Source organism: Thalassospira sp. CH_XMU1420-2 (assembly GCF_037029325.1).
GTDB lineage: Bacteria > Pseudomonadota > Alphaproteobacteria > Rhodospirillales > Thalassospiraceae > Thalassospira > Thalassospira povalilytica.
Genome location: NZ_JAYMEG010000007.1, coordinates 231,740 through 254,463, shown reverse-complemented (window position 1 = coordinate 254,463; position 22,724 = coordinate 231,740). Strand labels below are relative to the sequence as shown.

Below are 22,724 nucleotides of genomic sequence, written 5' to 3'. Positions count from 1 at the left end.
GGTGCGCTTGCGGCGCTCCGTTCCTGAACAGGACATTGTCGTCTCCTCATGGTGACAACATATTTCAGGACGAGACAAGACAAAAAAAAAGGGCTGCCCGTCGGGCAGCCCTTTTTCGTTACAGGCCTTACGCGGTTAACGTTTCCAGTTCTGCAACGCCTTGACCGCACCGATCATGGTTGCTTCGCTGTGCGCAAACGAGAAACGCACATAGCCCTTGCCGCGCATCCGGTCGAAATCGGTGCCCGGTGTGGTGGCGACGCCGGTTTCTTCGAGCATCTGGCGACAAAATGCTTCGCTGTCTTTGGTCAGTTCGCGCACATCGGCATAAAGATAGAACGCACCATCCGCCGGGGCGAATTTGGTGAAACCGGCCTTGGGCAGACCATCAAGCAGGATTTCACGGTTGCGCGCATAGGCCGCGATATTGGCCTGAAGTTCGTCTTCGCACTCAAAGGCCGCGACCGCCGCGATCTGTGACAATGCAGGGGCCGAGATAAACAGGTTCTGCTGCAAGCATTCCACTGCCCGCATCAGGTCCGGCGGCACAATCGCCCAGCCCAGACGCCAGCCGGTCATGGAAAAGTATTTCGAGAAACTGTTGATGATGATCGCCTCATCCCCGAATTCAAGGGCGGTACATTCGGCGACATCGCCAAATGAAATGCCCTGATAGATCTCGTCACTGATCAGGCGAATGCCGTTTTCGCGGCAATAGGCCGCCAGTTCGCGATAGGTTTCAACATCAATCATGCTGCCAGCCGGATTGGACGGGCTGGCAACGATCAGACCATCAATCGGCTCGTCGAGATCACGCAGCATCTGCACGGTCGGCTGATAATGGGTTTCCGGTCCTGCGGGCAGATTGACTGTTTCAATGCCAAGCGCGCTTAGGATGTTGTGATAGGCCGGATAGCCCGGCGCGGCCATCGCCACCCGATCCCCGGCATCAAACGCCGCAAGGAAGGCCAGAACAAAGATTGATGACGATCCGCTGGCAACGCATACACGCGATGGATCAACCGACACGCCGAATTTGGTTTTGTAATGCCCGGCGATGGCTTCGCGCAGGGGATCAATGCCCATCGCATTGGTATAACCGATCAGATCGGCATCAAGTGCCCTGGCGGCTGCTTCGCGTACCTTGCGTGGTGCGGGTGTCCCGGGCTGGCCGACTTCAAGATGGTAAACAGCTTTTCCTTCGGTTTCGCGCGCATTGGCGGCACGCATCACATCCATAACAATAAAGGGCGAAATTGCCCCGCGCTGTGATTGTTTCAAAGCCATTATGTGGGGTCCTGGATATTGATCAAAGGCAACAGGGCAGGATGACCCTGCCCTGTGGAAATGGTGTGGTTATCGCACGCCCGCCATACCGCCGCCGGCGGGATCGGCAACAAACTGGCAGCTTTCGGGATGGGGTGGCACCCCTTCAAGACAACGAATGACATTGACCGACGATGTGCCACTGGAATTCAGCGCAACACCCGATGCAGCACCGGCACCGATCAGGTCTTCTGCCATGGTGGCAATCTGTTTGGTTGCACCGGCAGGCGTCCCGGTTCCGGCAATGCCGTAATAATATTCCCAGACAAAGGGGTTCACCATCAAAGCCGGCCCCATCAGCGGCGTTGCCGCCTGTGCCGCATCACCGGCAGCAAGGTTCAAGCCAAAGGCATCGGCACCAAGTCCGGCACCAAACGGCGTGTTCATGGTGGTCATGCAGGCCACGGCATTGGCCGCGCGGTCAACAACGACAAAGCCGCTGCGACCCGACATCGGCTGTCCAGCCATGTTTCCGGCATCAATATCGGCAAGAAAACGATTAAGGATATCGGCCACATCACTGCCACCTGAAATCACCGCCGGTGCCGTCGCCGCACGTGGCGGATAGGCCAGATACAGGATTTCGTTACCGTGTTTGACCTCGGTCGCCGATTTCCATTCCGGGCGATAGTTGCGCAAATCATCAGCCGTCAGCGTACCACCGGCATTCTGGACCGCGGCGGCAATATCGGCACCAAGCGCCCCGTTATAAAAATCCCCCGGCCCCTTGACCCGAAGCGACGTCAGCAGGGCTGCAAGGTTCACAGACCGGATGCGATCACCAACTTCGAGCAATTTACCATTCGGCATAAAGGTTTCGCGCAATGCCGGGCTTGCTTCGATGCGGTCGCGATTGGCTTCGATGTCATTGACCAGCGACCGTGAAACCGGCACACCAAGGCGGGCATATTGTTCCGCCGCACTCAAAAGCGACGCCCATTGCAAACGCCCGAAACGCGCACTAAGCGCATAAAGACCGCGCGGCACGGCCGGGATGGTCGTTGCGGTCTGGCCTGCGCTGGTGCGCGTGCCCGGACGGGGCCAGAAATCAAGAACTTCGACTTTTTTGGCTTCGCGTTCATGCACAACGCACACCCCGCCACCGCCGATCCCGGCGACTGACGGTTTGGTCACGGTCATGGTCGCGTAAAGCGCAACAGAGGCATCCGCCGCCGTCCCGCCAGCCGACAGAACATCCCGTGCAACCCGGACGGCGCGCGGCTCATCTGCGACCACACCACCGAAATATCCGGTCACTGCCCCTATTTGACCAAGATTTTCTGTATTAGTACTACTGCAGGCAGCAAGACCGGCAGTCATTGCGATTGCGAACGCGATCCGCCATGATGGCTTGCGCGTCGGCATTGAACCGACATCAGTCGAACGAAAATATGGAACGCACATTTTGCTCAGACGCATTATTACTCTCACTGCCATTTTCCTTGTTGCCCTGCCTAGCACGGTTTTGGCGCAGGGTCGTTCTTTTATCCGCGATACCGAGATCGAGGAAACCCTTCGTCTCTATGCTACGCCAATCTTCAAAGCGGCGGGGCTCGATCCGAATGGTGTGTCCATTTATATCGTTTCTGACAACAGCTTGAACGCATTTGTTGCCGGTGGCCAAAAGCTTTTTATCAATACTGGGCTGTTGTTAAAAGCAGAGACTCCCGAACAGGTTATCGGGGTGATGGCCCACGAAACCGGTCACATTACCGGCGGGCACCTTTCGCGCGTACATGATCAGTTGCGCAACGCATCGGCAATTTCAATCCTTTCGACCATTGCGGGCGTTGCTGCCGGTGTGGCCGCAGGCCGGTCTGATGTCGGTACAGCAGCGATTCTGGGCGGACAGAATATCGCCACCCGAAACTTTTTGGCATATTCGCGAACCCAGGAAAGCAGCGCTGATCAGGCCGGTGTCAAATATCTGACGGCGGCGGGGATTTCCGCGCGCGGCATGATGGAATTCATGGAAACGCTTGAAGGTCAGGAATTGCTGAGTACGGCAAGCCAGGACCCCTATATGCGAAGCCACCCGCTGACCACCGAACGTGTCGAGTTTCTCGAAAACTATGTTGCGAATTCAACGCTAAAAGACGCCAAGGTCAGTGACGATCTGTATGAACGTCATGCACGGATGCGCGCCAAACTTTATGCCTTTACCAATCAAAAGCAAAATACGTTGCGCACCTATCCCGAAAGCGACACCAGCGTCGCCGGGCAATATGCGCGTGCCATTGCCTATTACCAGAATTCCGAACTGGCCCCTGCCCTTGAGATCATCGAAAACCTGATCGCGGTTGAACCGAACAACCCGTATTTCGAAGAACTTAAAGGTCAGGTTTTGCTGGAATTTGGCAAGGCGCAGGAAGCCATTGCCCCGCTTGAAAAATCAACAGAGCTGTCAAACGGTGCGCCTTTGATCCGTCTGTTGCTGGCGCATGCGATGATTGAAACCGGCGATAACAGCTATCTCGAAGCTGCCAAAACCAACCTGATGGGCGTGTTGTCACGTGAACGCGGCAATGCATCGGCATGGCGTTTCCGCGCCATTGTCGAAAACCGTCTTGGCAATGAAGGTGAAGCATCCCTGTCACAGGCTGAATACAGCCTTCTGACCGGCGACCGTCAGGCAGCAAGCTATCACGCCGTTCAGGCCGACCGTAAACTCGACAAGGGGTCGGCCGCTTGGTTGCGTGCACAGGATATCTTGCAGGCCACCAATCCGGACGGAAAACCCGGTAAGGACGCACCGAAGTGATCGGGCCTTGGCCGCATTTCGCGCCAATGTCCGCAATCTTCAAAACATTTCCGGTTCTCAAACGCTTTTTGGGCGTTTGGGTGCTGGTGATGGCAACAAGCCAGATCACGGCCTGTGCCCTTCCGGGGGCCGGGGTTGATGTTGGTGGTGATCTGAAACTTCTATATGCGCCCTTTTCGCTTGATCATCCGCCGCGCTACTGGACGGTTGATCAGAAACCTTCCGCAAGCCAGGATTTGAGCCGGACATCGGCATCGGCTTCGACATCCGATTTGCCATTACAATGGTCTGACAAGGATGGCCGGATCGCGCTGGCAGCCCGTCCGGGGCTTGGATCGTTTGAATTCGGGCGTCGGACCAATGTTATCGTTCTGGCCTCGCCATATCTGTCATTTGACTGGCAATTCAACAGCACGGCCCAGATTGGCGATGTGGAACTGGAACTCGGATTTCGCCGACAAAGCCAGGGAAGCTGGCGGGAAAATGATCTTGGATCGGGCAAACCGGCAATTGACCAGCTTGTCCGCATTCCCGTCGGACAGCCATCAGTTCAATATGGTGAATGGCAGCGCGAATATTTTGATATTTCGACCCTTTATCGTCGGTACTGGCCAGAAGCCAGAAGCGACGAGGTTCGCCTTGTCTGGATCGGGATTGTTCCGGGTCGCGACCATAAACCTTCTGTGAGTGGGATCACCTATCTAACGCATATTTTACTTTCCCGTTAGCGGCCTGATCCCGTATCACAGAACCAACTCTTAACCGTCAGGCCATAAGCGGCCACAGTCACAGAAGGACACCCGATGAATTCCAAGATTGTAAAACGCTTCCTTGGCTGCAGCGCGATTGCCACGACCATGATGTTTGGTGCTTCGCTTGCGCAGGCCGATGAAACGCTGAGCGATGGACAAAAAGCCGCCGTCGAAAGCCTGATTGAAGACTATCTTTTGAAAAATCCGGATGTGCTGTTGCGCGCCATCCAGAATGTTCAGGTCTGGCAGGCCACCGAAAAGGCCCGTCAGCAGGCAGAAGCCATCACCCCGGTCTGGGATGCCCTGGTGGCTGACAGCTCGGTTCCGTCTTTGGGCCCGGTTGATGCCCCGGTCACTGTGATCGAGTTTTTTGACTATCATTGCGGCTACTGCAAGCGTGCCTTTGATGGCGTGATGGATATCGCCAAGGAACATGACGGCAAAGTCCGGACCATCTTTGTTGAATTTCCGATCCTGCGCGAAGAAAGTGCCACGGCTGCACGCGCCGCACTGGCCGCCGACAAGCAGGGCAAATATATGGAAATCCACGAAGCCTTCATGGCCAACCGTGGTCTTCTTGATGACACCCGCATTGACGAGCTTGCCGCGTCTGCCGGTGTCGATGTTGCCAAAATGCGCGAAGACATGCAGTCGCCCGAAATCGGCGGCATGATCGCCCAATATGCGGCAATGGCCCGCACCGTCGGCATCAGCGGAACGCCTGCCTTTATCATCAATGGCACCATGGTATCGGGCGCGGATATGGATCGCGTCAATGCGCTGGTGAAAACCGGGCTTGAAGAAGCATCCTGATTTTTCGCCCCTGCGCCATTGTGACAACATTTGCAGTCACACCGTTGCGCAGTCCGAACAAAACGACAAAGGCCCGTTTCGAAATCGAAACGGGCCTTTGTTTTACGCAAATGGCATGCAGATCAGATGATCCCCGCCAGCGGGGATGACGGATCGGCATATTTCTTTTTGGGCATACGACCGGCCAGGAAGGATTCGCGTCCGGCAATGATGGCATGCTTCATCGCGCGTGCCATTCGGATCGGGTCCTTTGCCCCGGCAATTGCGGTATTCATCAAAACCCCGTCACAGCCAAGCTCCATGGCAACGGCCGCATCCGATGCCGTCCCGACGCCGGCATCAACCAGTACCGGCACATTGGCGTTTTCCTTGATCAGGGCGATATTGACGGGGTTAAGGATCCCCATGCCCGACCCGATCAGCGATCCCAGCGGCATGATGGCACAGCATCCCATTTCTTCGAGCATCTTGGCCTGAATGGGATCGTCGCTGCAATAGACCATGACGTCAAAGCCGTCCTTGATCAGGGCTTCGGCCGCCTTGAGCGTTTCGGGCATATTGGGATAAAGCGTCGCCTGATCCCCCAATACTTCAAGTTTCACTAGGTTCCAGCCCCCGGCTTCGCGGGCAAGACGCAGGGTCCGCACCGCATCATCGGCGGTAAAGCACCCCGCGGTGTTTGGCAGGTAGGTGTATTTTTTCGGATCGACATAATCGACCAGCATCGGCTGGTTGGGATCGGTCAGATTGACGCGACGCACGGCAACAGTGACGATTTCGGCCCCGGATGCCTCGATCGCGATTTTGGTTTCCTCGAAATCCTTGTATTTGCCGGTCCCGACCAGCAAACGCGACGAGAATTTTTTACCGGCAACGACAAAACCGTCATCATCTGCAGCCGCCAGATCGGCTTCACCCGAACCGCCACCGATGAAATGGACGATCTCAAGCTTGTCACCATCGGCAAGTGCCGTTTGCCCATAGGCTGTCTTGGGCACGATTTCGAGATTTCGCTCAACCGCGACCTTGGTTGCGGCAATGCCCAACTGGCCCAGCAGTTCTTCTACATTTGCGGCATTCTCGATAGTCCGGTCTTCACCGTTGATCGTCAGAAGCATCTTTTTCGTTCAATCCCTGTGGTATCAAAATCTTCATGATTGCCGCGCAGTATGCGCAGCTGCCCTGCCCGAGGCAAGCTGTCTTGTGATGAGCAGAGCCGGTAATGACCAGTTATGGACAAAGCCCGGCTTTGTCCATGCAGACATCCGATGCCCCGGAAGTCATCGCAACGACGTTCGAGAATGACAAAGCAGCGATGCAATGCTGCATTGCCGATGCTTATTGCAACGTTGCGTCAGACTTTGGTCGTGTTATAAACGCAGCACCAAAAGTTGGGCGTATGGTCGGAAAACGGCCCTTGAAACGCCTGAATGGATGTCTGGGGTAAGATGACATTGCACGTGATCAAGGATCGATGTGAAGTCAATGACACGGCTGTTTGCCTTCGGGCCATCTGCCATGAAGACAACAACAAAGGTGAACTGGTTGACTGGTTTCAGGAAACCCGACAAGAAGATTCTGGCATTCTTTGCGATGCTGGGGCATATACGCACACATCGGTTGCGATCCTCGATGCGATTGGGGCATCAGATTTGCCGATGATCGAGGTCCATCTGTCCAATATTCAAAAGCGGGACGCCATAAGACTTTTGTCAAACGTCTCAAACGCTGCAAACGGTATGATCTATGGCTTTGGCGACCAGAGTTATAACCACGCCCTGGATGCCATGCGCGGATTGATCCACACACCATCATAAAAGATATCGAAATGAGCAAGTTCAACATCGACAATGACGCCATTCGCCAGCTCGCAGAGCTGCTGGACGACACCAATCTGACCGAAATTGAAGTTGCCGCTGGTGACAACCGCATTCGTGTTGCCCGCCAGGGCACCATGGTTGCAGCAGCCCCTGCTGCACCGGTTGCGGCGGCTCCGGCACCGGTTGCTGCCGCTGCTGCGGCGCCGTCTGATGCGGCATCCCATCCGGGCGCAGTGAAATCACCGATGGTCGGTGTTGTTTACTTTGCACCGGAACCGGGTGCGGCTCCGTTCATCTCGGTCGGGTCGACCGTTGCCGAAGGTCAGACCCTGATGCTGATCGAAGCAATGAAGACCTTCAACCCGATCCGTGCGCCGAAATCGGGCAAAGTGACCCAGATTCTTGCGACCGACGGTCATCCGGTCGAATATGACGAACCGCTGATCATTATTGAATAAGCCGGGGTAAGAACCGCATGTTCGACAAAATCCTGATTGCCAACCGCGGCGAAATCGCGCTTCGTATTCAGCGCGCCTGCCGTGAAATGGGCATCAAAACTGTCGCGGTGCATTCCACCGCCGATGCGGACGCCATGCATGTGCGTCTGGCCGACGAATCGGTCTGCATCGGCCCGGCAGCATCCAAAGACAGCTATCTGAATATTCCGGCCATCCTGTCGGCAGCTGAAATCACCGGCGCCGAAGCCATCCATCCGGGATATGGCTTCCTGTCGGAAAATGCCGATTTCGCAGCCATGGTCGAAGAACACGGCTTTGTCTTTATCGGCCCGACCGCGGAACATATCCGCATGATGGGCGATAAGATCACCGCAAAGCAAACGGCCGAAAAACTTGGCATTCCGTGCGTTCCGGGTTCCGATGGCGAAATCGCCACCGTTGACGAAGCCCGCAAATGCGCCAAGGAAATCGGTTATCCGGTCCTGATCAAGGCATCCGGTGGCGGCGGCGGTCGCGGCATGAAAGTCGTTGAACGCGAAGAAGACCTTGCGGAAGCATTTTCCATGACCCGTAAGGAAGCATTGCAGAACTTCGGCAATGCTGCGGTCTATATGGAAAAATATCTGGGCAAGCCGCGCCACATCGAATTGCAGGTCATCGGCGACAGCCATGGCAACGCCGTTCACCTGTTTGAACGTGATTGCTCCTTGCAGCGTCGTCACCAGAAGGTTCTTGAAGAAGCACCGTCTCCGACCCTGACGCCGGAAGAACGTGAACGCATCGGTTCGACCGTTGCCAATGCCATGATCGGCATGGGCTATCGCAATGCCGGTACGATCGAGTTCCTGTATGAAAATGGCGAGTTCTATTTCATCGAAATGAACACCCGTCTTCAGGTGGAACACCCGGTCACAGAAATGATTTCCGGTGTTGACCTGGTGCGTGAACAGATCCGCGTTGCAGCAGGTCTTGAACTGTCATTCAAGCAGGAAGACCTTGAAATTCATGGTCATGCCATTGAATGCCGTATCAACGCAGAAGATCCCAAGACCTTTGTCCCGTCTCCGGGCAAGATCAAGGAATATCATGCACCGGGCGGCCTTGGCGTGCGTGTCGATAGCGGTATCTATACCGGCTATTCGATCCCGCCCTATTACGACAGCATGATTGCCAAGCTGATCGTACATGGCCGTGATCGTGAAGAATGCATGATGCGCCTGCGTCGTGCGCTGGCCGAATATGCGATTGGCGGTATCAAAACCACCATTCCGCTGCACCAGACGCTTCTGGCGAACCCGGACATCCAGAAAGGGGCTTATGACATCCACTGGCTGGAAAAGTTCATGGGCATGAAGAAAACTCTGTGATCAATCCGGATACAGACATCAAACGGGAACCTTCGGGTTCCCGTTTTTTTATGGCGTGATTTCAACTCGCCCGGCATTAAATAATTAATCTTGCGCCGCTAGACTTGACCATGGATCCCGTCATGTTTGATATGACACCTTGTCTGACATGACGGCGTTCTCATATGTATTTTGACGTCAGATAGACAGGACAAAAACAATTATCACTGCGATCATGTCGAACCAGCTGACCCCTGATCTGTTGATCCGCGCCTATTCCGTCGGTCTGTTTCCCATGGCTGAAAGTCATGATGATCCAACCCTTTACTGGATCGACCCGGAATGGCGGGGTGTATTGCCGCTTGAGGGCTTCCACGTCCCGCGCAGCCTGAAAAAGGCCGTGCGCAAAGGCATCTATAAAATCCATGTCGACCGTGCCTTTCCCGACGTTATCCGGGCATGCGCCGAACAGACCGATACCCGCGACGATACCTGGATCAATGACAATATCCTTGAAGCCTATTGCGCGCTTCACAAGATGGGCTGTGCCCATTCGATCGAGGCCTGGAAAGATGGCGAACTGGTCGGCGGGCTTTATGGCGTCAGCCTTGGCAAGGCATTCTTTGGCGAAAGCATGTTTTCGCGTGCCACCAATGCCTCAAAGGTCGCGCTGGTTCATCTGGTTGCCTTGATGCGCCAAGGGGGCTTCAGCCTTCTGGATACGCAGTTTGTGAATGACCATCTCAAACAGTTTGGCGTTCTGGAAATCCCGCGCGAACGATATCGCAATGAACTGGCCAAGGCATTGGCCGGACGCGCAAATCTTCCGTTCGAGGTCGAACCGGAATTTCTTGAACAAACGCTTTCGGGCGGCGATAGTTAGGATCAGAACCCAGCGGTTCCGGATTTACCCGCCCACCACGCCACCGAACGAGCCATCAGATGAATATCCGCCTCGCAACCGATCAGGACATCCCCGCCATTCTTGATATTGTCGCCCCGACATTACGGTCCGGGGAAACCTATGCCATCGACAGTGATCTGAGCGACGATGACGTCATCAAATACTGGATGGCCCCGGACAAGGTGACGCTGGTCGCCGAAGAAGACGGCAATGTTGTTGGCACCTATTACATCCGGCAAAATCAGGGTGGCGGCGGATCGCATGTCTGTAATTGCGGCTATATGACATCCCCGAAGGCCAGCGGCCGCGGCATTGCGCGCCGCATGTGCGAGGATTCGCTTGTCCGCGCCAAGGAGCTTGGCTATCGCGCCATGCAATTCAATTTCGTCATCGCCAGCAATGCGGCGGCTGTTCATTTATGGCCGAAACTCGGCTTTGAAATTGTCGGTCGCCTGCCCGGTGCCTTCATGCACCCGACCCTTGGCGAAACCGATGCATTGGTGATGTATCGCAAACTCTAGAGCCTTTTCTGTTCAGATTGAAATTGCTCCGGGGTATTTTTGCCCCAAGACAGAAAAAGGGCGGGCACCATATGGCACCCGCCCCTTTTTGTTTGAAAGCTGATTGATGCCCGATCAGAACCTGATCAGAACAGGAAACGCACGCGCAGCGTACCGTCGATGGCCGCAAGTTCCTTGCGCACGCCGGCACCCGGTTTGATTTCCTCGTCAACTTCGACGACGACATAGCCAACGCCGCCTTCAGAACGCAGATACTGGCCGCTGATATTGATGCCACGCGATGCAAAGACATCGTTGATTTTCAGCAGCACGCCCGGAACGTTGCGGTGAATATGCAGGAAACGGGTGTGGGAGCGATCCTTGACCGGAAGCGATACTTCCGGGAAGTTGACCGCGCCAAGGGTCGAACCGTTATCGGAATAGGTGATCAGCTTGTCGGCCACTTCGATCCCGATATTTTCCTGTGCTTCCTGGGTGGAACCACCGATATGCGGGGTCAGGATGACGTTATCCATACCACGCAGCGGGCTTTCGAATTCTTCGTCCTTGCCAGCCGGTTCAACCGGGAACACGTCCAGTGCCGCCCCCGCCAGATGACCGCTTTCAAGAGCAGCCGCCAGATCTTCGATCACGATCACGTTGCCACGTGCCGCATTGATCAGGTGCGCGCCCTTTTTCATTTTGGCGATCTCAGTCGCCGTGATCATGTTTTTGGTCTGCTCATTGGCCGGAACATGAAGCGACACCACATCGGATTTCGCCAACAGTTCGTCCATCGATGCACAGGCGGTCGCATTGCCCATGGCAAGTTTGTTGATCACGTCAAAATAAATGACGTTCATGCCAAGTGATTCGGCCAGAACCGACAGCTGTGACCCGATATGGCCATAGCCGATAATACCAAGCGTCTTGCCGCGGGCTTCGAACGATCCCTTGGCGTTTTTAAGCCAGCCACCGTTATGAGCCGCCGCATTGCGCTGCGGGATGCCACGCAGCAGCATGATAATCTGGCCCAGAACGAGTTCTGCCACCGAACGGGTGTTCGAATACGGCGCATTGAAGACCGGAATACCGCGCATCGCAGCAGCGGTCAGGTCAACCTGGTTGGTGCCGATACAGAAACAGCCGATCGAGGTCAGCTTGGAGGCGGAATCGATGATTTCTTCGGTCAGTTTGGTGCGGGAACGGATGCCCAGGAAGTGCGCATCGGAGACGACGGACTTCAGTTCGTCCGCGTCGAGCGCAGCAGGGTAATGGTCGACATTAGAGTAGCCGGCCTCTTTGAACATCTTTACAGCGTTTTCATGGATACCTTCGAGCAGGACGATCTTGATCTTGTCCTTCTCCAACGAAAGTTTGCTGTTCACGGCGCACCATCCTTTTCTTCGCGAGGGCGACACGGGATAATCCCCGAGCCGTTTATCAGGCCGTTCCATAACGGCCCGTGGACCAATGAAATAGGGCCTTGAAGCGCGTCCGTCAAAGGCTTTCCCTTGCGTAAATGTGCATTGCCCCTATCTTCTGAACGCATATACCGGCTAATGCGTACAAAAACAAAGACCCGTGCGGGTCACCAACCGCATGACAGCCTGATCAGGGGATAAAGAATTGCCTGCCGAAATCAAAACCGTCACCGATATCCACACCATCGGCCAAGCCCAGTGGGATAAATGTGCCGGTACGGACAATCCGTTTGTCAGCTTTGCCTTTTTGTCGGCGATGGAAGACAGCGCATCGACAAATGCGCAAACCGGCTGGCAGCCATTTCATCTGGTATTGAGTGACGAAGCCGGCCAGGCGATCGGCATTGTGCCGCTTTATGTCAAAGCCCATTCTTACGGCGAATATGTGTTCGACTGGAGCTGGGCCGAGGCCTATGAACGGGCGGGCGGGAAATATTATCCCAAACTGCAATCAGCCGTGCCGTTTTCCCCGGTTCCGGGGCCCAGATTGCTGGTAGCCAATGACCATCCCGATCCGGATTCCGTAAGGCGCATCCTGATTGACGGGTTGGCAATGCTGCCTGAAAAGCTTGGCATGGCGACCCTGCATGTGACGTTTTGTCACGATGATGAAAGCCGTCTGATGGAAGATGCCGGTTTCCTGCGACGCAGCGGCATCCAGTATCACTGGCATAATCGCGACTATCAGAATTTTGACGACTTTCTTGCCGCACTGAATTCGCGCAAACGCAAGAACCTGCGCAAGGAACGCAAGCAGGTTCTTGAAGCCGGATACCGGTTTGAATCACTCCGCGGTGATGACCTTAAACCCCATCACTGGGACCGGTTTTACCATTTCTATCGCGATACATCTGATCGCAAATGGGGACAGGCCTATCTGACCCGGACGTTTTTTGATCTTCTGCATGAAAGATTGCGCGACCGCACGGTTCTGGTGGCGGCTTTTCGCGATAATGAAATGGTTGCCGGTGCGCTTAACCTGATTGGCAACGATACGCTTTATGGCCGCAACTGGGGCACGATCGACCGCACGCCGCTTCTGCATTTCGAAACCTGCTATTATCAGGCAATCGATATCGCCATTGCCCATGGCCTTAAAACGGTGGAGGCCGGCGCACAGGGTGAACATAAAATCCAGCGCGGCTACGAGCCGGTCATAACCCACTCGGCACATCTGATTGCCGATCCGGGGCTTCGGCGCGCTGTCGCGCAGTTCCTGAGACAGGAACAAACCCATATCGCGCAGGACCGGGACTATATCCTTGCCGAACATAGCCCCTATCGCAAGGTTCAGGCCCCCGACTAATTCACACCACCTAATTCACGCTGACTAAATCGCGCTTCCTAAATCACGCTTCCTAAATCACGCGGTCCAATCCCCGCGGGCAGAAGCATGCCGTCCCAAACAGCATCGCCAAAACAAAAAGGCGCAAGGTTGCCCTCGCGCCTTTTAAAAGATCATTTTCAAGCAGGCCTAGACAGTCCGGACGTCGTCCAGGAAGCCGTTGACATGTGTGCGCAACTCATCGTTGGCAGCGGCAAGTTTGCCAACACTGTCGAGCTGTCCGTTCGACAAATCACCGCTTTCCGTGGTCGCCACTGCAACGCTTTTAACCGCGTTGGAAATGGCGATATTACCGTTTGCAGCACCTTCGACACTGCGCGAGATTTCCTCGGTCGCGGCCCCCTGCTCTTCGACGGCACTGGCGACAACCGACATCAGTTCGTCGATCTTCTGGATCGTGTCGGCAAATCCGCGCACGGCTTCGGCCGCGGCACCGGACTCACTTTGCATTTCAACGATCTTTGCCGTGATTTGCTCGGTCGCCTTGACGGTCTGGGATGCCAGATTTTTGACTTCGCCCGCCACAACGGCAAAGCCTTTGCCCGCCTCGCCCGCGCGCGCCGATTCAATCGTTGCGTTCAGGGCCAGAAGGTTGGTCTGATCAGCGATGTCACTGATCAGATTGACGACTTCGCCAACACTTTGGGCGGCTTCGTTGAGTTTTTCCACCCGTTCATTGGTCCGTTCGGTCTCACCGACCGCAATCTGGGTGATTTCGGTAACCCGGGCAATCTGCGACGAGATTTCCGAAATCGACGCCGAAAGCTGTGCGGTTGCCGATGCCACCGTTTCGATATTGGTGGATGATTCTTCGGCCTGTTCGGCCACGTTCTGGGCATCCTGATTGGCCCGAACCGCATGTGACGTCAGGATTTCGGATGCAGAACGGACTTCATCAAGGGCCGCATTCACCGAACTCAGGACATCCTGGATTTTTTCGTCAAATCCTTTGGTCAGGACACCCATTTTCTTGGTGCGGGCAACCTGGCGTTCGGCTTCGACTTTTTCCTGTTCGGCCATGCGGGCACGTTCGCGGGCATTTTCCTTGAAGACTTCAAGCGACTTGGCCATTGCACCGACCTCGTCATTGCGCTTCATATCAAGCGTTTCGATATCGAGGTTGCCCGATGCAAGACTGCCCATGGCTTCGGTCATTTTGCGGATTGGCGTTGCAATCATCCGCGACAGCGTCCCACCGAACAAGGCGGCCATCGCAATCAGCAGCACAACACCAACACCCAGTGTAACCTGGAAAATCTGCATGGCCTGATCGACCTTGCTTTCGACATCAAGCACAAGCTGGTCAATCGCCTTGGCCAGATCACCGGCAATCATGCTGACGCGATCGGACAGTTCACGCGGTTCACCCGATGCTTCGATCGCGCGAGCATGGTTCACCGTCAGATAGTGACGCATCAGCTTAGCCTGTTCGCTGGCAATCTCTTCCCAGCGGTCAATTGCGCCATCCATTTCCTCGATCAAGGTCGCGATATCGGCATTGATCGAGCTATACCCCTTAAGCACATCGGTGCGGGTGTCGATTTCCTCAAGCGACTTCTGATAGCTGAGCAACCCTTCGCGGTCGCCGGTGGTCAGGAAATAGATCAGTTCCTGGCGGGCCATCAGATAGGCGCGGTCAAGGTTGCGATAATCGCGTTCAAAGGTGGAAAGATAATCGCGCTGTTCATTGGCGTTTTTGACCTGCATGGTCGCAAACATGCCCGCGGCGGCAACCATCAGGATCACGGCAATCATGATCGCAAAACAGGTTGTCAGTTTGGCGGGGATGGAAAGATCCTTAAAGAAATTCATGGCGTTTCTCCCTACTGACTGCCGCGCCGCACGAGTTCATTCAAATTGACCTCAATGGTCACAGCGCCAATCGCCTGCTGGTTTTCGTCGCTCATGGTCATGTTGAGCTGGGAACGCCAGGAATCAGACTCTTCGTTATATTCTGCTTCGTCGATAAAGACGGCGTTGGGCCCCTTGGGGAAAGTATTCTGGAACTTGCCCTCGTCGCCCTGCCAGAAGTCCGACGTGATCGAACTCTGTCCGACATTCAAGCCCACCGCATCCATGACGAAAATTTCGGCATAAAGACCGCCGGAACGGGCCTGCACCTGGGTCAGATAACTGGAAAGCGGATTGGTAAGAATTGCCGCCACAAGGGGCTGATCATCGGCTTCGCGTTCGGCGCGCCATTGTTTGTCCGCGGCGTCAATCTGATCCTGCGTCATGTCTTTTCGCAGACGGTTCTGGGAATTGATCGACAAAGCCACGACCGGGTTGGCCAACCATCCCCGGATATCCTTGATAAGCGCATCTGTAATCAGATCATTCGGATTGCCTGGCAGCTCTGCCTTGGCCATGGCAGCCTGCGGCACAGCAAATATCGCTGCCGCAAGTATCCCTGTCAGGACCATACTTCTCGTAGACTTCATCGGTTTCCCTCCCACAGCTTTGTTTGCAGCCAAGAAAGCACTAACTAAAAGTATAGGTCTTTATACCAAAGGAAAAGCATCCATACAACTTTTTGTTAGAAACAAGGCATTAGTGGAAGCGCACGGGTAGACTTCCACACGATTCAATATGTGGATTGCGGGCACATCGACAAGAGTACCAGTTGCAAGCTTTTGAAATCCGGGAAAGAAAAAAGCGGCGGAAAAACCGCCGCTGAGTTTGGTTGGGACACGAGCAAACTGCAGAAGATTACGTTGTTCCAGGCGCGAAACGCGCCCCTGCAAAGAACAACTGTCCGACATGACATAAGCAGGAAGCGTGCCAACTTTTTAAATCCGTGAAAAATCGCAATTTTTAAGGATTTTTCATCGAAACCGAACCTGACCATCTGAACAGGTTCAAATGATCTTTGCATTTCAAAATGCAAAGATTGCAAAATGCAACAATCAATCTTTGCATTTTGCAAATTGCAATTCCAAAACACGCAACAGGTCCGACTTTCACCGGTTATCAGCGGCGGCGCTTTTTCTTCTGCGCCCCGAAATTCAGCAAGGCCGGTGCTTTTTCGATGATTTCTTCAAGAATGGATTTGGCCGTTTCCAGATCATCGCGCGCGGATTCATCAAGCTGACTGATATAGCGCGGATCAGAGATCATGCGTTCTGCTTCGTATAAAGTGCGCAGCTCGCTCTGAAACATTTCGCGGGCACCAAGCGGCAGGTTTTCCTTGGCACTCATGACAAAGAAGAACTTCAGACTGGTCTTGATCACCAGACGCAGCATCAGGACCTGAAGCTTATGAAACTGGCCTTCCAGTTCTTCTTTTTTCGGATGCGACTCAAGCTTGTTCATCCGCTCTTTGATCACCAGCGACAAAGCCTTGAAGTTATCGACCTCCTCGCGGAAGGGTCGATACCCGGTAACATCCATCTTGTCGGTGGTTTTTTCCAGATTGTCGGCCAACGCAATCAGCTTGCGCGCACGCAATTCCAGCCGGGAAAGGAATTCCTCGACCTCTGTTCGATATTTTCTTTGTGCAGCCTGGCTCATCGTGTTCTGGCGTTCTTATTTTAAAATTGTGCCCGGGAAACAACATCCCGGGCACAATTTAACCGCCAATGATTAACAACACACCAAGTCCGGGTGTCGTTTTACCCTTCAACCATTTCCGGGTTCTTTTTGACGTGTATCTTGTCATCGCCATCTTCCGGATAGCGGAAGATGACCGCATCGTCTTCAATATCGACAAGCACGGCCCCGCCTTTGGAAAGCTTGCCAAACAGAAGTTCCTCGGCCAGCGGCTTTTTGACATGCTCCTGAATCACACGCCCCAATGGACGCGCACCGAAGGCCACATCATAGCCACGTTCCGCCAGCCAGCTTCTTGCGGCCTCGGTAAGTTCGATCGACACATTCCGATCCGCAAGCTGAACTTCAAGCTGTAGGATGAATTTGTCGACAACCATCTTGACCACTTCGGGCTGCAGATTGGCGAACGGAATAACCGCATCCAGACGGTTACGGAATTCCGGCGAGAAGGTGCGCTTGATCGCCTCTTCATCTTCGCCGATCCGCATTTCGCGCTTGAAGCCGATGGGCGGCTTGGCCATGTCCGATGCACCGGCATTGGTGGTCATGACCAGAACGACATTGCGGAAATCAACGGTTTTGCCGTTATTGTCCGTCAGCTTGCCGTGATCCATGACCTGAAGCAGGATGTTGAACAGATCCGGGTGGGCCTTTTCAATTTCATCAAGCAGAACCACCGCATGCGGGTGCTGATCAACAGCATCGGTCAGAAGACCGCCCTGATCAAACCCGACATAGCCCGGCGGCGCACCAATCAGACGCGACACGCTGTGTCGTTCCATATATTCCGACATGTCAAAGCGGATGAATTCAATCCCCATGACGGTTGCCAGCTGTTTGGTGACTTCGGTCTTGCCAACCCCGGTCGGACCGGAGAACAGATAGCTGCCAATCGGTTTTTCAGGTTCGCGCAAGCCCGCACGTGCAAGCTTGATCGCACTTGCCACCGCCTCGATCGCCTTATCCTGGCCAAAGACAACGGTTTTCAGATCACGTTCAAGGTTTGCCAATGCCTTGCGGTCATCGGTCGAAACCGATTTTGGCGGGATGCGGGCAATTTTCGCGACGATTTCTTCGACGTCGCGCTTGCCCACCGTGCGCTTGCGCTTGCTTGGCGCCATCAACATCCGTGATGCACCGACTTCGTCAATCACGTCAATCGCACTATCAGGACGCTTGCGATCATTGATATAGCGCGATGCCAGTTCCACCGCCGAACGCAGGGCTTCGTTGGTGTATTTGACCTTGTGATGATCCTCGTAATAGGGCTTCAGCCCCTTAAGGATTTTGACGGTATCTTCTTCGGACGGTTCTTCGACATCGATTTTCTGGAAACGACGAACAAGGGCGCGGTCCTTTTCAAAATGACCACGGAATTCCTTGTAGGTCGTCGACCCGATGCAGCGCAGCGAACCACTGGCCAAGGCCGGCTTGAGCAGGTTGGATGCATCCATTGCCCCGCCCGATGTTGCCCCGGCACCGATCACGGTGTGGATTTCGTCGATGAACAGGACCGCTCCTTCGTATTCTTCGAGTTCCTTGACGACCGCTTTCAGGCGCTCCTCAAAGTCCCCGCGATACCGGGTCCCGGCCAGCAACGCGCCCATATCAAGGGCAAAGATCGTGGCATCCGCCAGAACTTCGGGCACGTCACCATCATTGATACGACGCGCCAGCCCCTCGGCGATGGCGGTCTTGCCGACACCCGGGTCGCCCACATAAAGCGGGTTGTTTTTGGTACGACGGCATAGAACTTGAATGGTGCGCTCGATCTCGCTTTGGCGACCGATCAACGGGTCAATCTTGCCCTTCTGGGCTTTGACATTCAGATTGACGCAATACGCCTTAAGAGCTTCACCCTCGGCCGGGCTGCTGTCGTCACCTTCTGGCGGCATACCGGCAACCGGCTCTTCATCCGCACCGCGCGGGATGCGACGTTCATTAAGCTCGGACGCCTTGGCAATGCCGTGGGAAATGTAATTCACCGCATCAAGACGGGTCATATCCTGAAGCTGCAGGTAATAAACCGCGTGCGATTCCCGTTCCGAGAACAAGGCGACCAGCACGTTTGCACCGGTTACTTCCTCGCGCCCGGATGACTGGACATGAATGGCAGCCCGCTGGATAACGCGTTGGAACCCGGCAGTCGGTTTCGGGTCGATCAGCCGGGCGCTGATCAGGCCGGAAAGTTCGCTGTCTGCAAATTCCAGAAGGTCTGAGCGCAAGCGATCAACATCAACCCGGCATGCCTTGAGCACGGCGAGCGCATCCTGGTCTTCGGTCAGAGACAGAAGAAGATGTTCTAGAGTGGCATATTCGTGGCGGCGCTCCGACGCATATGCGAGCGCACGATGCAGGCTTTCTTCAAGATTGCGCGATAGCATATGTCACTCCTTCTCTAAGGTACACTGCAGCGGATGCTGATTCTGGCGGGCCAGATCCATGACCTGGTTAACCTTGGTCTCCGCAATTTCGTACGTAAACACACCACATACTCCAACGCCCTTGCGGTGAACCTGAAGCATGATTTCGGTGGCCTCTTCCCGGCCTTTCTCGAAAAACCGTTCCAATACGTGCACAACGAACTCCATCGGAGTGTAATCGTCGTTCAGCAACAGCACCTTGTACATGGACGGCTTTTTCGTCTTGGGCCGTGTCTTTGTTACGATCCCCGTGTTTGGCAGATCAGTGCCGTCATTATCCTGTTCAGTCATCTTCTACTTACCGGAACCCTTATTTCCTGCATGAACTTCATGATAGGTCATTGCCAGGCTCTTTCAAAGGCCGCAGCTTAAAATCGTGTCACTAAATTATCGTCTATCTCCAATTCATTTAGGCTGAGAATGACACGCTGCAAGATCACCCGATAAACTTCATGCAAACCCGGCCGTCGGCACGGCCCGAAAACGGCGACAAATCACGCAAGCCCAAAAGAAAACGGGCATGACGCGATGTCATGCCCGCCTTGATCTTCATTGCAGAATACGGAAACCCGAACGTTTTGGGATCATTTCATCACGGCATTTGCTGCTTTTGACATTGCGGTGATGCTGTCGGTCATGGCCGCAAACATGATTTCCTGAACCTTTTCGGTTTCGGCAACGCTGCTATCGACATAACGCTTGAGGATTTTTGCCTGCAAATCCTGAATATCAGACAGGCTTTCGGCCTTGGCCAGGGCGTCGATATCGGCTTGTGATGCTTCGATTTCACGCTGCATCCATCCGGCAAGTTCCGTTCCGATCCCCCCGGTCTTTTCAAACAGGGTCATGGAAGCCTGCAATGCCTCGCCAATATTTTTCTGCTGTGCTTCGATGATTTCTTCGCACTGGGCCGCCATGCGCGAGCCCGCACCGGAAAACACGTCCGACTGACCGGTCATGGCATCGAAAAGCTTGCTGAATGCTTCGTTGGCGACAGAAATGCTTTCCTCGATCGCATCGCTTCCCGCGGTCATGATGGCATCCATTTCAGGCGCCTTCCACAGTGCGAGATAACTTTCCATGGCATCCTGATCCATGAACATCGCACCGAAACCGAACACATCATCATTTTTCGCTGATGGCGCAGGCGTTGCTGCGGCTTTGGCTGTATCGGTCGATGCTGCCACGATTTTGGGGGCTGATGGTTTTGCAACAGGCTTGCTGGCAGGCTTTGCTGCGACCGCGGCAGCGGCCTTTTTGGGAGCTGCTGCTTTTTTCGGGGCTGCTGAGGAAGTGGCTTTTTTGGCTGCTGGCGCAGACTTGCTTGTCGTACTCACGGTACTCGCCCTTTCAGTATCAGAAGAGGTAACTGGCGCGCTTGACTGTTCGGGGGTCTTGGCAACCGATCGCGGTTTTGCCTCTGCCCCGGGTTTTGTTGACGCGGATGGGGATGGCGCAGCGGATGAAGCAGACTTTTTCGGCTTCTTCACATTAGCCGACGCCGACTTTTTCGACGTCGGGGATGCCACCCGCTTGGTCGGTTTGGGGGCGTCACTCTGCTTTAAAGATGGAGTCGCCGGTTGTGCCGCCGTACTTTTTGCCACCGACGCTTTTGCAGGCTCTGCGGTTTTTTCCGAACCGGATGTTGCGGCTTCCGATAGCGGTTTTGATGCCTCTGGTACCGGCTCTTCCGGGATCGCGGCGGGGGACGCAGACGAGGAAGCCGATGCCGTGCTTGCAGTCACGTCTGATTTTGAAACAGCAGGCTTTGCGTCAGCCTGCTTTGCGGCCGCTTCGATTTCAGATGACGTCATCACGACACGCTTTACGGCGCCCTCAGACGCCACCGCTGGCTTTGAAACAGATGTGGATTTTTTGGCGCTGCCCGACGCAGCAGGTGCCGCCTTGGCAGCAGCCGAGACCTTTTTGCCAGATCTCGCAGAGGTCTTTTGTTTTGAAACAGCCATTGCTTCTAACCTCGTTCTTGCCGGGGCAGATGCCCCAAATTCATGTTGCATTGCAACATAACCCTAGATGGAATTACCCACAAAGGTCAAGAACAGTTTGGTGACAAAACCGCGACGCAAAGCACAGCCGCCCTGATAAAATCAGCACATCACACTCGCCCGTCGAATTGCGGTCGGTCAAAAGCACAAACCAAACAAGCATCTAACAGCTTGTACTGCGCGCGTTTGGCCACACCGGGCGCACTAAAAAATAACGGGGACGTTTTCCCAAACATCCCCGTCATCGTGATCGCATTCTGAATTTTATGGCTTAGCGCAGCATGTTTCCGCGCACCGTCCGATAAAATGTCCCGGACTCGTTATTTTGAATGGTTTGAACCTGTGCGGCGGATTGAGACCGCGCATTCTCCTTTGCCGGCGGTTCCGGCAATTTGCGGTCGATGCTTGAAAGCTCGGTCAAAACTGCTGGGAACTGGAGCGCACGCAGATCGTCAACACCCGACATCCAGGTCGCAAGCGTCACATATCCCGATGAACATCCAAGTGCGACCCAGTAATAGTCATCAGAATAAAGCCGGATACCGTCGCGATCTTTCTGGGTGCCGAATCCGTCCTGTTGCAGGGCATCGGTGATCGCGATGTAATCATCACGCCCGATCACATCAGTTGCGTGTTCCCCGCCGAACGCACCAAGGGGCGCGTTGATTTCGACATTGATTTCCTTGACCTGTGCCGGGCCGAAAACGCGGGTTGTCAGGTCAAATTGCTGATTACCGGCATGCGGATCAAGCTCGAAGACGCGCACTTCGTCGTAATAATCCGCATTATAGATGATGCGAATCCGCCCTTCTGCATCGCCAGCAGAACATGCCGTGCGCAGGTCATCGGCGTTCAAATAGGAAAACCAGGCTGACTTTCTGACCAGCGGGTTGCTGATGTCGCTGTTTTGCGTATAGGAGCAGCCAGCAAGCCCGATTGCAGCAACCGACAAAACAGCCAAACTGCTCAAACCGGCGCGACGCATACCTATCTTATTGAGAAATGGGGCGATTAATTTAACCATTCGATCCTCGATTTTTTGCCGATCAGGAGATATAAAAGTGACGTTCGCGCAGAAAGATGGTCACAGAATGGCCGCGTTTAGAAAAGCCGAAAAATTGACGCTCTTAAACATTTGTTTAAGGCTGGGATGCGAAACTGGTCTTATTTAGTTCTTGGGGACTACCGAAAGCCGAGCCCGAATAATGCGTTTAACGACCCCTTCCGGGCCAAATGC

Annotated in this window: 21 protein-coding genes; 10 read left to right on the top strand and 11 right to left on the bottom strand. The window is 54.6% G+C overall.

The genetic code is table 11. The features are described from left to right. Nucleotides 1–135 precede the first annotated feature (135 nt). Both WA429_RS19485 and WA429_RS19480 read right to left on the bottom strand, forming a co-directional pair. Nucleotides 136–1,287, bottom strand: coding sequence for a pyridoxal phosphate-dependent aminotransferase (locus WA429_RS19485; protein ID WP_287466567.1), 1,152 nt, complete (start codon nucleotides 1,285–1,287; stop codon nucleotides 136–138). A gap of 69 nt (nucleotides 1,288–1,356) precedes the next feature. Further along, nucleotides 1,357–2,583, bottom strand: a complete 1,227-nt coding sequence (locus WA429_RS19480) for a gamma-glutamyltransferase (RefSeq protein ID WP_287466566.1) — start codon at nucleotides 2,581–2,583, stop codon at nucleotides 1,357–1,359. A 148-nt stretch (nucleotides 2,584–2,731) separates the two neighbouring features. Here WA429_RS19480 and WA429_RS19475 point away from each other — a divergent pair, with 148 nt between their 5' ends. The 3 genes from WA429_RS19475 (at nucleotide 2,732) to WA429_RS19465 (ending at nucleotide 5,652) form a co-directional block, all read left to right on the top strand. Beyond that, the gene (locus WA429_RS19475) at nucleotides 2,732–4,087 is read left to right on the top strand and encodes a M48 family metalloprotease (protein WP_068518548.1); all 1,356 of its coding nucleotides are present in this window, start codon (nucleotides 2,732–2,734) and stop codon (nucleotides 4,085–4,087) included. Between the two features lie 26 nt (nucleotides 4,088–4,113). Then, complete coding sequence (locus tag WA429_RS19470; protein ID WP_287466565.1) at nucleotides 4,114–4,815, top strand: hypothetical protein; 702 nt, start codon at nucleotides 4,114–4,116, stop codon at nucleotides 4,813–4,815. 75 nt (nucleotides 4,816–4,890) lie between these two features. Beyond that, nucleotides 4,891–5,652: a DsbA family protein gene (locus tag WA429_RS19465; RefSeq protein WP_287466564.1), complete on the top strand. Its 762-nt coding sequence runs from the start codon at nucleotides 4,891–4,893 to the stop codon at nucleotides 5,650–5,652. Between the two features lie 122 nt (nucleotides 5,653–5,774). Here WA429_RS19465 and thiS read toward each other — a convergent pair whose 3' ends face one another. After that, nucleotides 5,775–6,770 carry a sulfur carrier protein ThiS gene (gene thiS / locus WA429_RS19460; RefSeq protein ID WP_287466563.1) on the bottom strand — a complete coding sequence of 332 codons (996 nt, stop codon included), beginning with the start codon at nucleotides 6,768–6,770 and terminating at the stop codon, nucleotides 5,775–5,777. A 312-nt stretch (nucleotides 6,771–7,082) separates the two neighbouring features. Here thiS and WA429_RS19455 point away from each other — a divergent pair, with 312 nt between their 5' ends. The 5 genes from WA429_RS19455 to WA429_RS19435 all read left to right on the top strand — a co-directional run bounded on the left by WA429_RS19455 (nucleotide 7,083) and on the right by WA429_RS19435 (nucleotide 10,701). After that, nucleotides 7,083–7,469, top strand: a complete 387-nt coding sequence (locus WA429_RS19455; protein WP_101247671.1) for a type II 3-dehydroquinate dehydratase — start codon at nucleotides 7,083–7,085, stop codon at nucleotides 7,467–7,469. An 11-nt stretch (nucleotides 7,470–7,480) separates the two neighbouring features. Beyond that, a complete protein-coding gene (gene accB / locus WA429_RS19450; protein WP_101247672.1) occupies nucleotides 7,481–7,930 on the top strand; it encodes an acetyl-CoA carboxylase biotin carboxyl carrier protein in 450 nt (149 codons plus the stop codon). A gap of 17 nt (nucleotides 7,931–7,947) precedes the next feature. Next, complete coding sequence (gene accC / locus WA429_RS19445; RefSeq protein WP_287466562.1) at nucleotides 7,948–9,297, top strand: acetyl-CoA carboxylase biotin carboxylase subunit; 1,350 nt, start codon at nucleotides 7,948–7,950, stop codon at nucleotides 9,295–9,297. A 214-nt stretch (nucleotides 9,298–9,511) separates the two neighbouring features. Then, nucleotides 9,512–10,159 (top strand): leucyl/phenylalanyl-tRNA--protein transferase, encoded by a 648-nt coding sequence (aat, locus tag WA429_RS19440; protein WP_068518555.1) that lies wholly within the window; start codon nucleotides 9,512–9,514, stop codon nucleotides 10,157–10,159. Between the two features lie 59 nt (nucleotides 10,160–10,218). Next, the gene (locus WA429_RS19435) at nucleotides 10,219–10,701 is read left to right on the top strand and encodes a GNAT family N-acetyltransferase (RefSeq protein ID WP_068518556.1); all 483 of its coding nucleotides are present in this window, start codon (nucleotides 10,219–10,221) and stop codon (nucleotides 10,699–10,701) included. A gap of 125 nt (nucleotides 10,702–10,826) precedes the next feature. Here the strand turns inward: WA429_RS19435 and serA are convergent, their stop codons facing one another. After that, nucleotides 10,827–12,068 (bottom strand): phosphoglycerate dehydrogenase, encoded by a 1,242-nt coding sequence (serA, locus tag WA429_RS19430; RefSeq protein ID WP_068518557.1) that lies wholly within the window; start codon nucleotides 12,066–12,068, stop codon nucleotides 10,827–10,829. A gap of 241 nt (nucleotides 12,069–12,309) precedes the next feature. Here serA and WA429_RS19425 point away from each other — a divergent pair, with 241 nt between their 5' ends. Beyond that, on the top strand, nucleotides 12,310–13,470 hold the full coding sequence (locus tag WA429_RS19425) for a GNAT family N-acetyltransferase (RefSeq protein ID WP_287466561.1): 1,161 nt from the start codon (nucleotides 12,310–12,312) through the stop codon (nucleotides 13,468–13,470). 168 nt (nucleotides 13,471–13,638) lie between these two features. On the opposite strand, the gene WA429_RS19420 is transcribed toward WA429_RS19425, so the two are convergent. The 6 genes from WA429_RS19420 to WA429_RS19395 all read right to left on the bottom strand — a co-directional run bounded on the left by WA429_RS19420 (nucleotide 13,639) and on the right by WA429_RS19395 (nucleotide 20,578). Further along, entirely contained in the window at nucleotides 13,639–15,321 is a 1,683-nt protein-coding gene (locus WA429_RS19420; RefSeq protein WP_287466560.1) for a methyl-accepting chemotaxis protein, read from the bottom strand. 11 nt (nucleotides 15,322–15,332) lie between these two features. Continuing rightward, complete coding sequence (locus WA429_RS19415; protein ID WP_068518560.1) at nucleotides 15,333–15,950, bottom strand: hypothetical protein; 618 nt, start codon at nucleotides 15,948–15,950, stop codon at nucleotides 15,333–15,335. Between the two features lie 529 nt (nucleotides 15,951–16,479). Further along, on the bottom strand, nucleotides 16,480–17,019 hold the full coding sequence (locus WA429_RS19410) for a hypothetical protein (RefSeq protein ID WP_068518562.1): 540 nt from the start codon (nucleotides 17,017–17,019) through the stop codon (nucleotides 16,480–16,482). Nucleotides 17,020–17,120: 101 nt separating this feature from the next. After that, nucleotides 17,121–19,442, bottom strand: coding sequence for an ATP-dependent Clp protease ATP-binding subunit ClpA (clpA, locus tag WA429_RS19405; RefSeq protein ID WP_287466559.1), 2,322 nt, complete (start codon nucleotides 19,440–19,442; stop codon nucleotides 17,121–17,123). 3 nt (nucleotides 19,443–19,445) lie between these two features. Next, entirely contained in the window at nucleotides 19,446–19,772 is a 327-nt protein-coding gene (gene clpS / locus WA429_RS19400; RefSeq protein ID WP_008890601.1) for an ATP-dependent Clp protease adapter ClpS, read from the bottom strand. Nucleotides 19,773–20,065: 293 nt separating this feature from the next. Continuing rightward, nucleotides 20,066–20,578 carry a phasin family protein gene (locus WA429_RS19395; RefSeq protein WP_287466558.1) on the bottom strand — a complete coding sequence of 171 codons (513 nt, stop codon included), beginning with the start codon at nucleotides 20,576–20,578 and terminating at the stop codon, nucleotides 20,066–20,068. On the opposite strand from WA429_RS19395, the gene WA429_RS19390 reads away from it, so the two are divergent. Continuing rightward, complete coding sequence (locus tag WA429_RS19390; protein ID WP_287466557.1) at nucleotides 20,577–21,509, top strand: hypothetical protein; 933 nt, start codon at nucleotides 20,577–20,579, stop codon at nucleotides 21,507–21,509. The two genes, WA429_RS19395 and WA429_RS19390, sit on opposite strands and share 2 nt — an antisense overlap. Before the next feature lie 249 nt (nucleotides 21,510–21,758). Here the strand turns inward: WA429_RS19390 and WA429_RS19385 are convergent, their stop codons facing one another. Beyond that, complete coding sequence (locus tag WA429_RS19385; RefSeq protein ID WP_287466556.1) at nucleotides 21,759–22,439, bottom strand: hypothetical protein; 681 nt, start codon at nucleotides 22,437–22,439, stop codon at nucleotides 21,759–21,761. Between the last annotated feature and the right edge of the window lie 285 nt (nucleotides 22,440–22,724).

Bases quoted from the DNA above. Each gene is read 5' to 3' on its own strand.
- WA429_RS19485 (WP_287466567.1), bottom strand. From the start codon at position 1,287: ATGGCTTTGAAACAATCACAGCGCGGGGCAATTTCGCCCTTTATTGTT.
- WA429_RS19455 (WP_101247671.1), top strand. From the start codon at position 7,083: ATGGATGTCTGGGGTAAGATGACATTGCACGTGATCAAGGATCGATGT.
- WA429_RS19435 (WP_068518556.1), top strand. From the start codon at position 10,219: ATGAATATCCGCCTCGCAACCGATCAGGACATCCCCGCCATTCTTGAT.
- WA429_RS19470 (WP_287466565.1), top strand. From the start codon at position 4,114: ATGTCCGCAATCTTCAAAACATTTCCGGTTCTCAAACGCTTTTTGGGC.
- WA429_RS19410 (WP_068518562.1), bottom strand. From the start codon at position 17,019: ATGAGCCAGGCTGCACAAAGAAAATATCGAACAGAGGTCGAGGAATTC.
- WA429_RS19465 (WP_287466564.1), top strand. From the start codon at position 4,891: ATGAATTCCAAGATTGTAAAACGCTTCCTTGGCTGCAGCGCGATTGCC.
- clpS (WP_008890601.1), bottom strand. From the start codon at position 19,772: ATGACTGAACAGGATAATGACGGCACTGATCTGCCAAACACGGGGATC.
- WA429_RS19390 (WP_287466557.1), top strand. From the start codon at position 20,577: ATGAACATCGCACCGAAACCGAACACATCATCATTTTTCGCTGATGGC.
- thiS (WP_287466563.1), bottom strand. From the start codon at position 6,770: ATGCTTCTGACGATCAACGGTGAAGACCGGACTATCGAGAATGCCGCA.
- aat (WP_068518555.1), top strand. From the start codon at position 9,512: ATGTCGAACCAGCTGACCCCTGATCTGTTGATCCGCGCCTATTCCGTC.
- WA429_RS19415 (WP_068518560.1), bottom strand. From the start codon at position 15,950: ATGAAGTCTACGAGAAGTATGGTCCTGACAGGGATACTTGCGGCAGCG.
- accC (WP_287466562.1), top strand. From the start codon at position 7,948: ATGTTCGACAAAATCCTGATTGCCAACCGCGGCGAAATCGCGCTTCGT.
- clpA (WP_287466559.1), bottom strand. From the start codon at position 19,442: ATGCTATCGCGCAATCTTGAAGAAAGCCTGCATCGTGCGCTCGCATAT.
- WA429_RS19395 (WP_287466558.1), bottom strand. From the start codon at position 20,578: ATGGATCAGGATGCCATGGAAAGTTATCTCGCACTGTGGAAGGCGCCT.
- WA429_RS19420 (WP_287466560.1), bottom strand. From the start codon at position 15,321: ATGAATTTCTTTAAGGATCTTTCCATCCCCGCCAAACTGACAACCTGT.
- accB (WP_101247672.1), top strand. From the start codon at position 7,481: ATGAGCAAGTTCAACATCGACAATGACGCCATTCGCCAGCTCGCAGAG.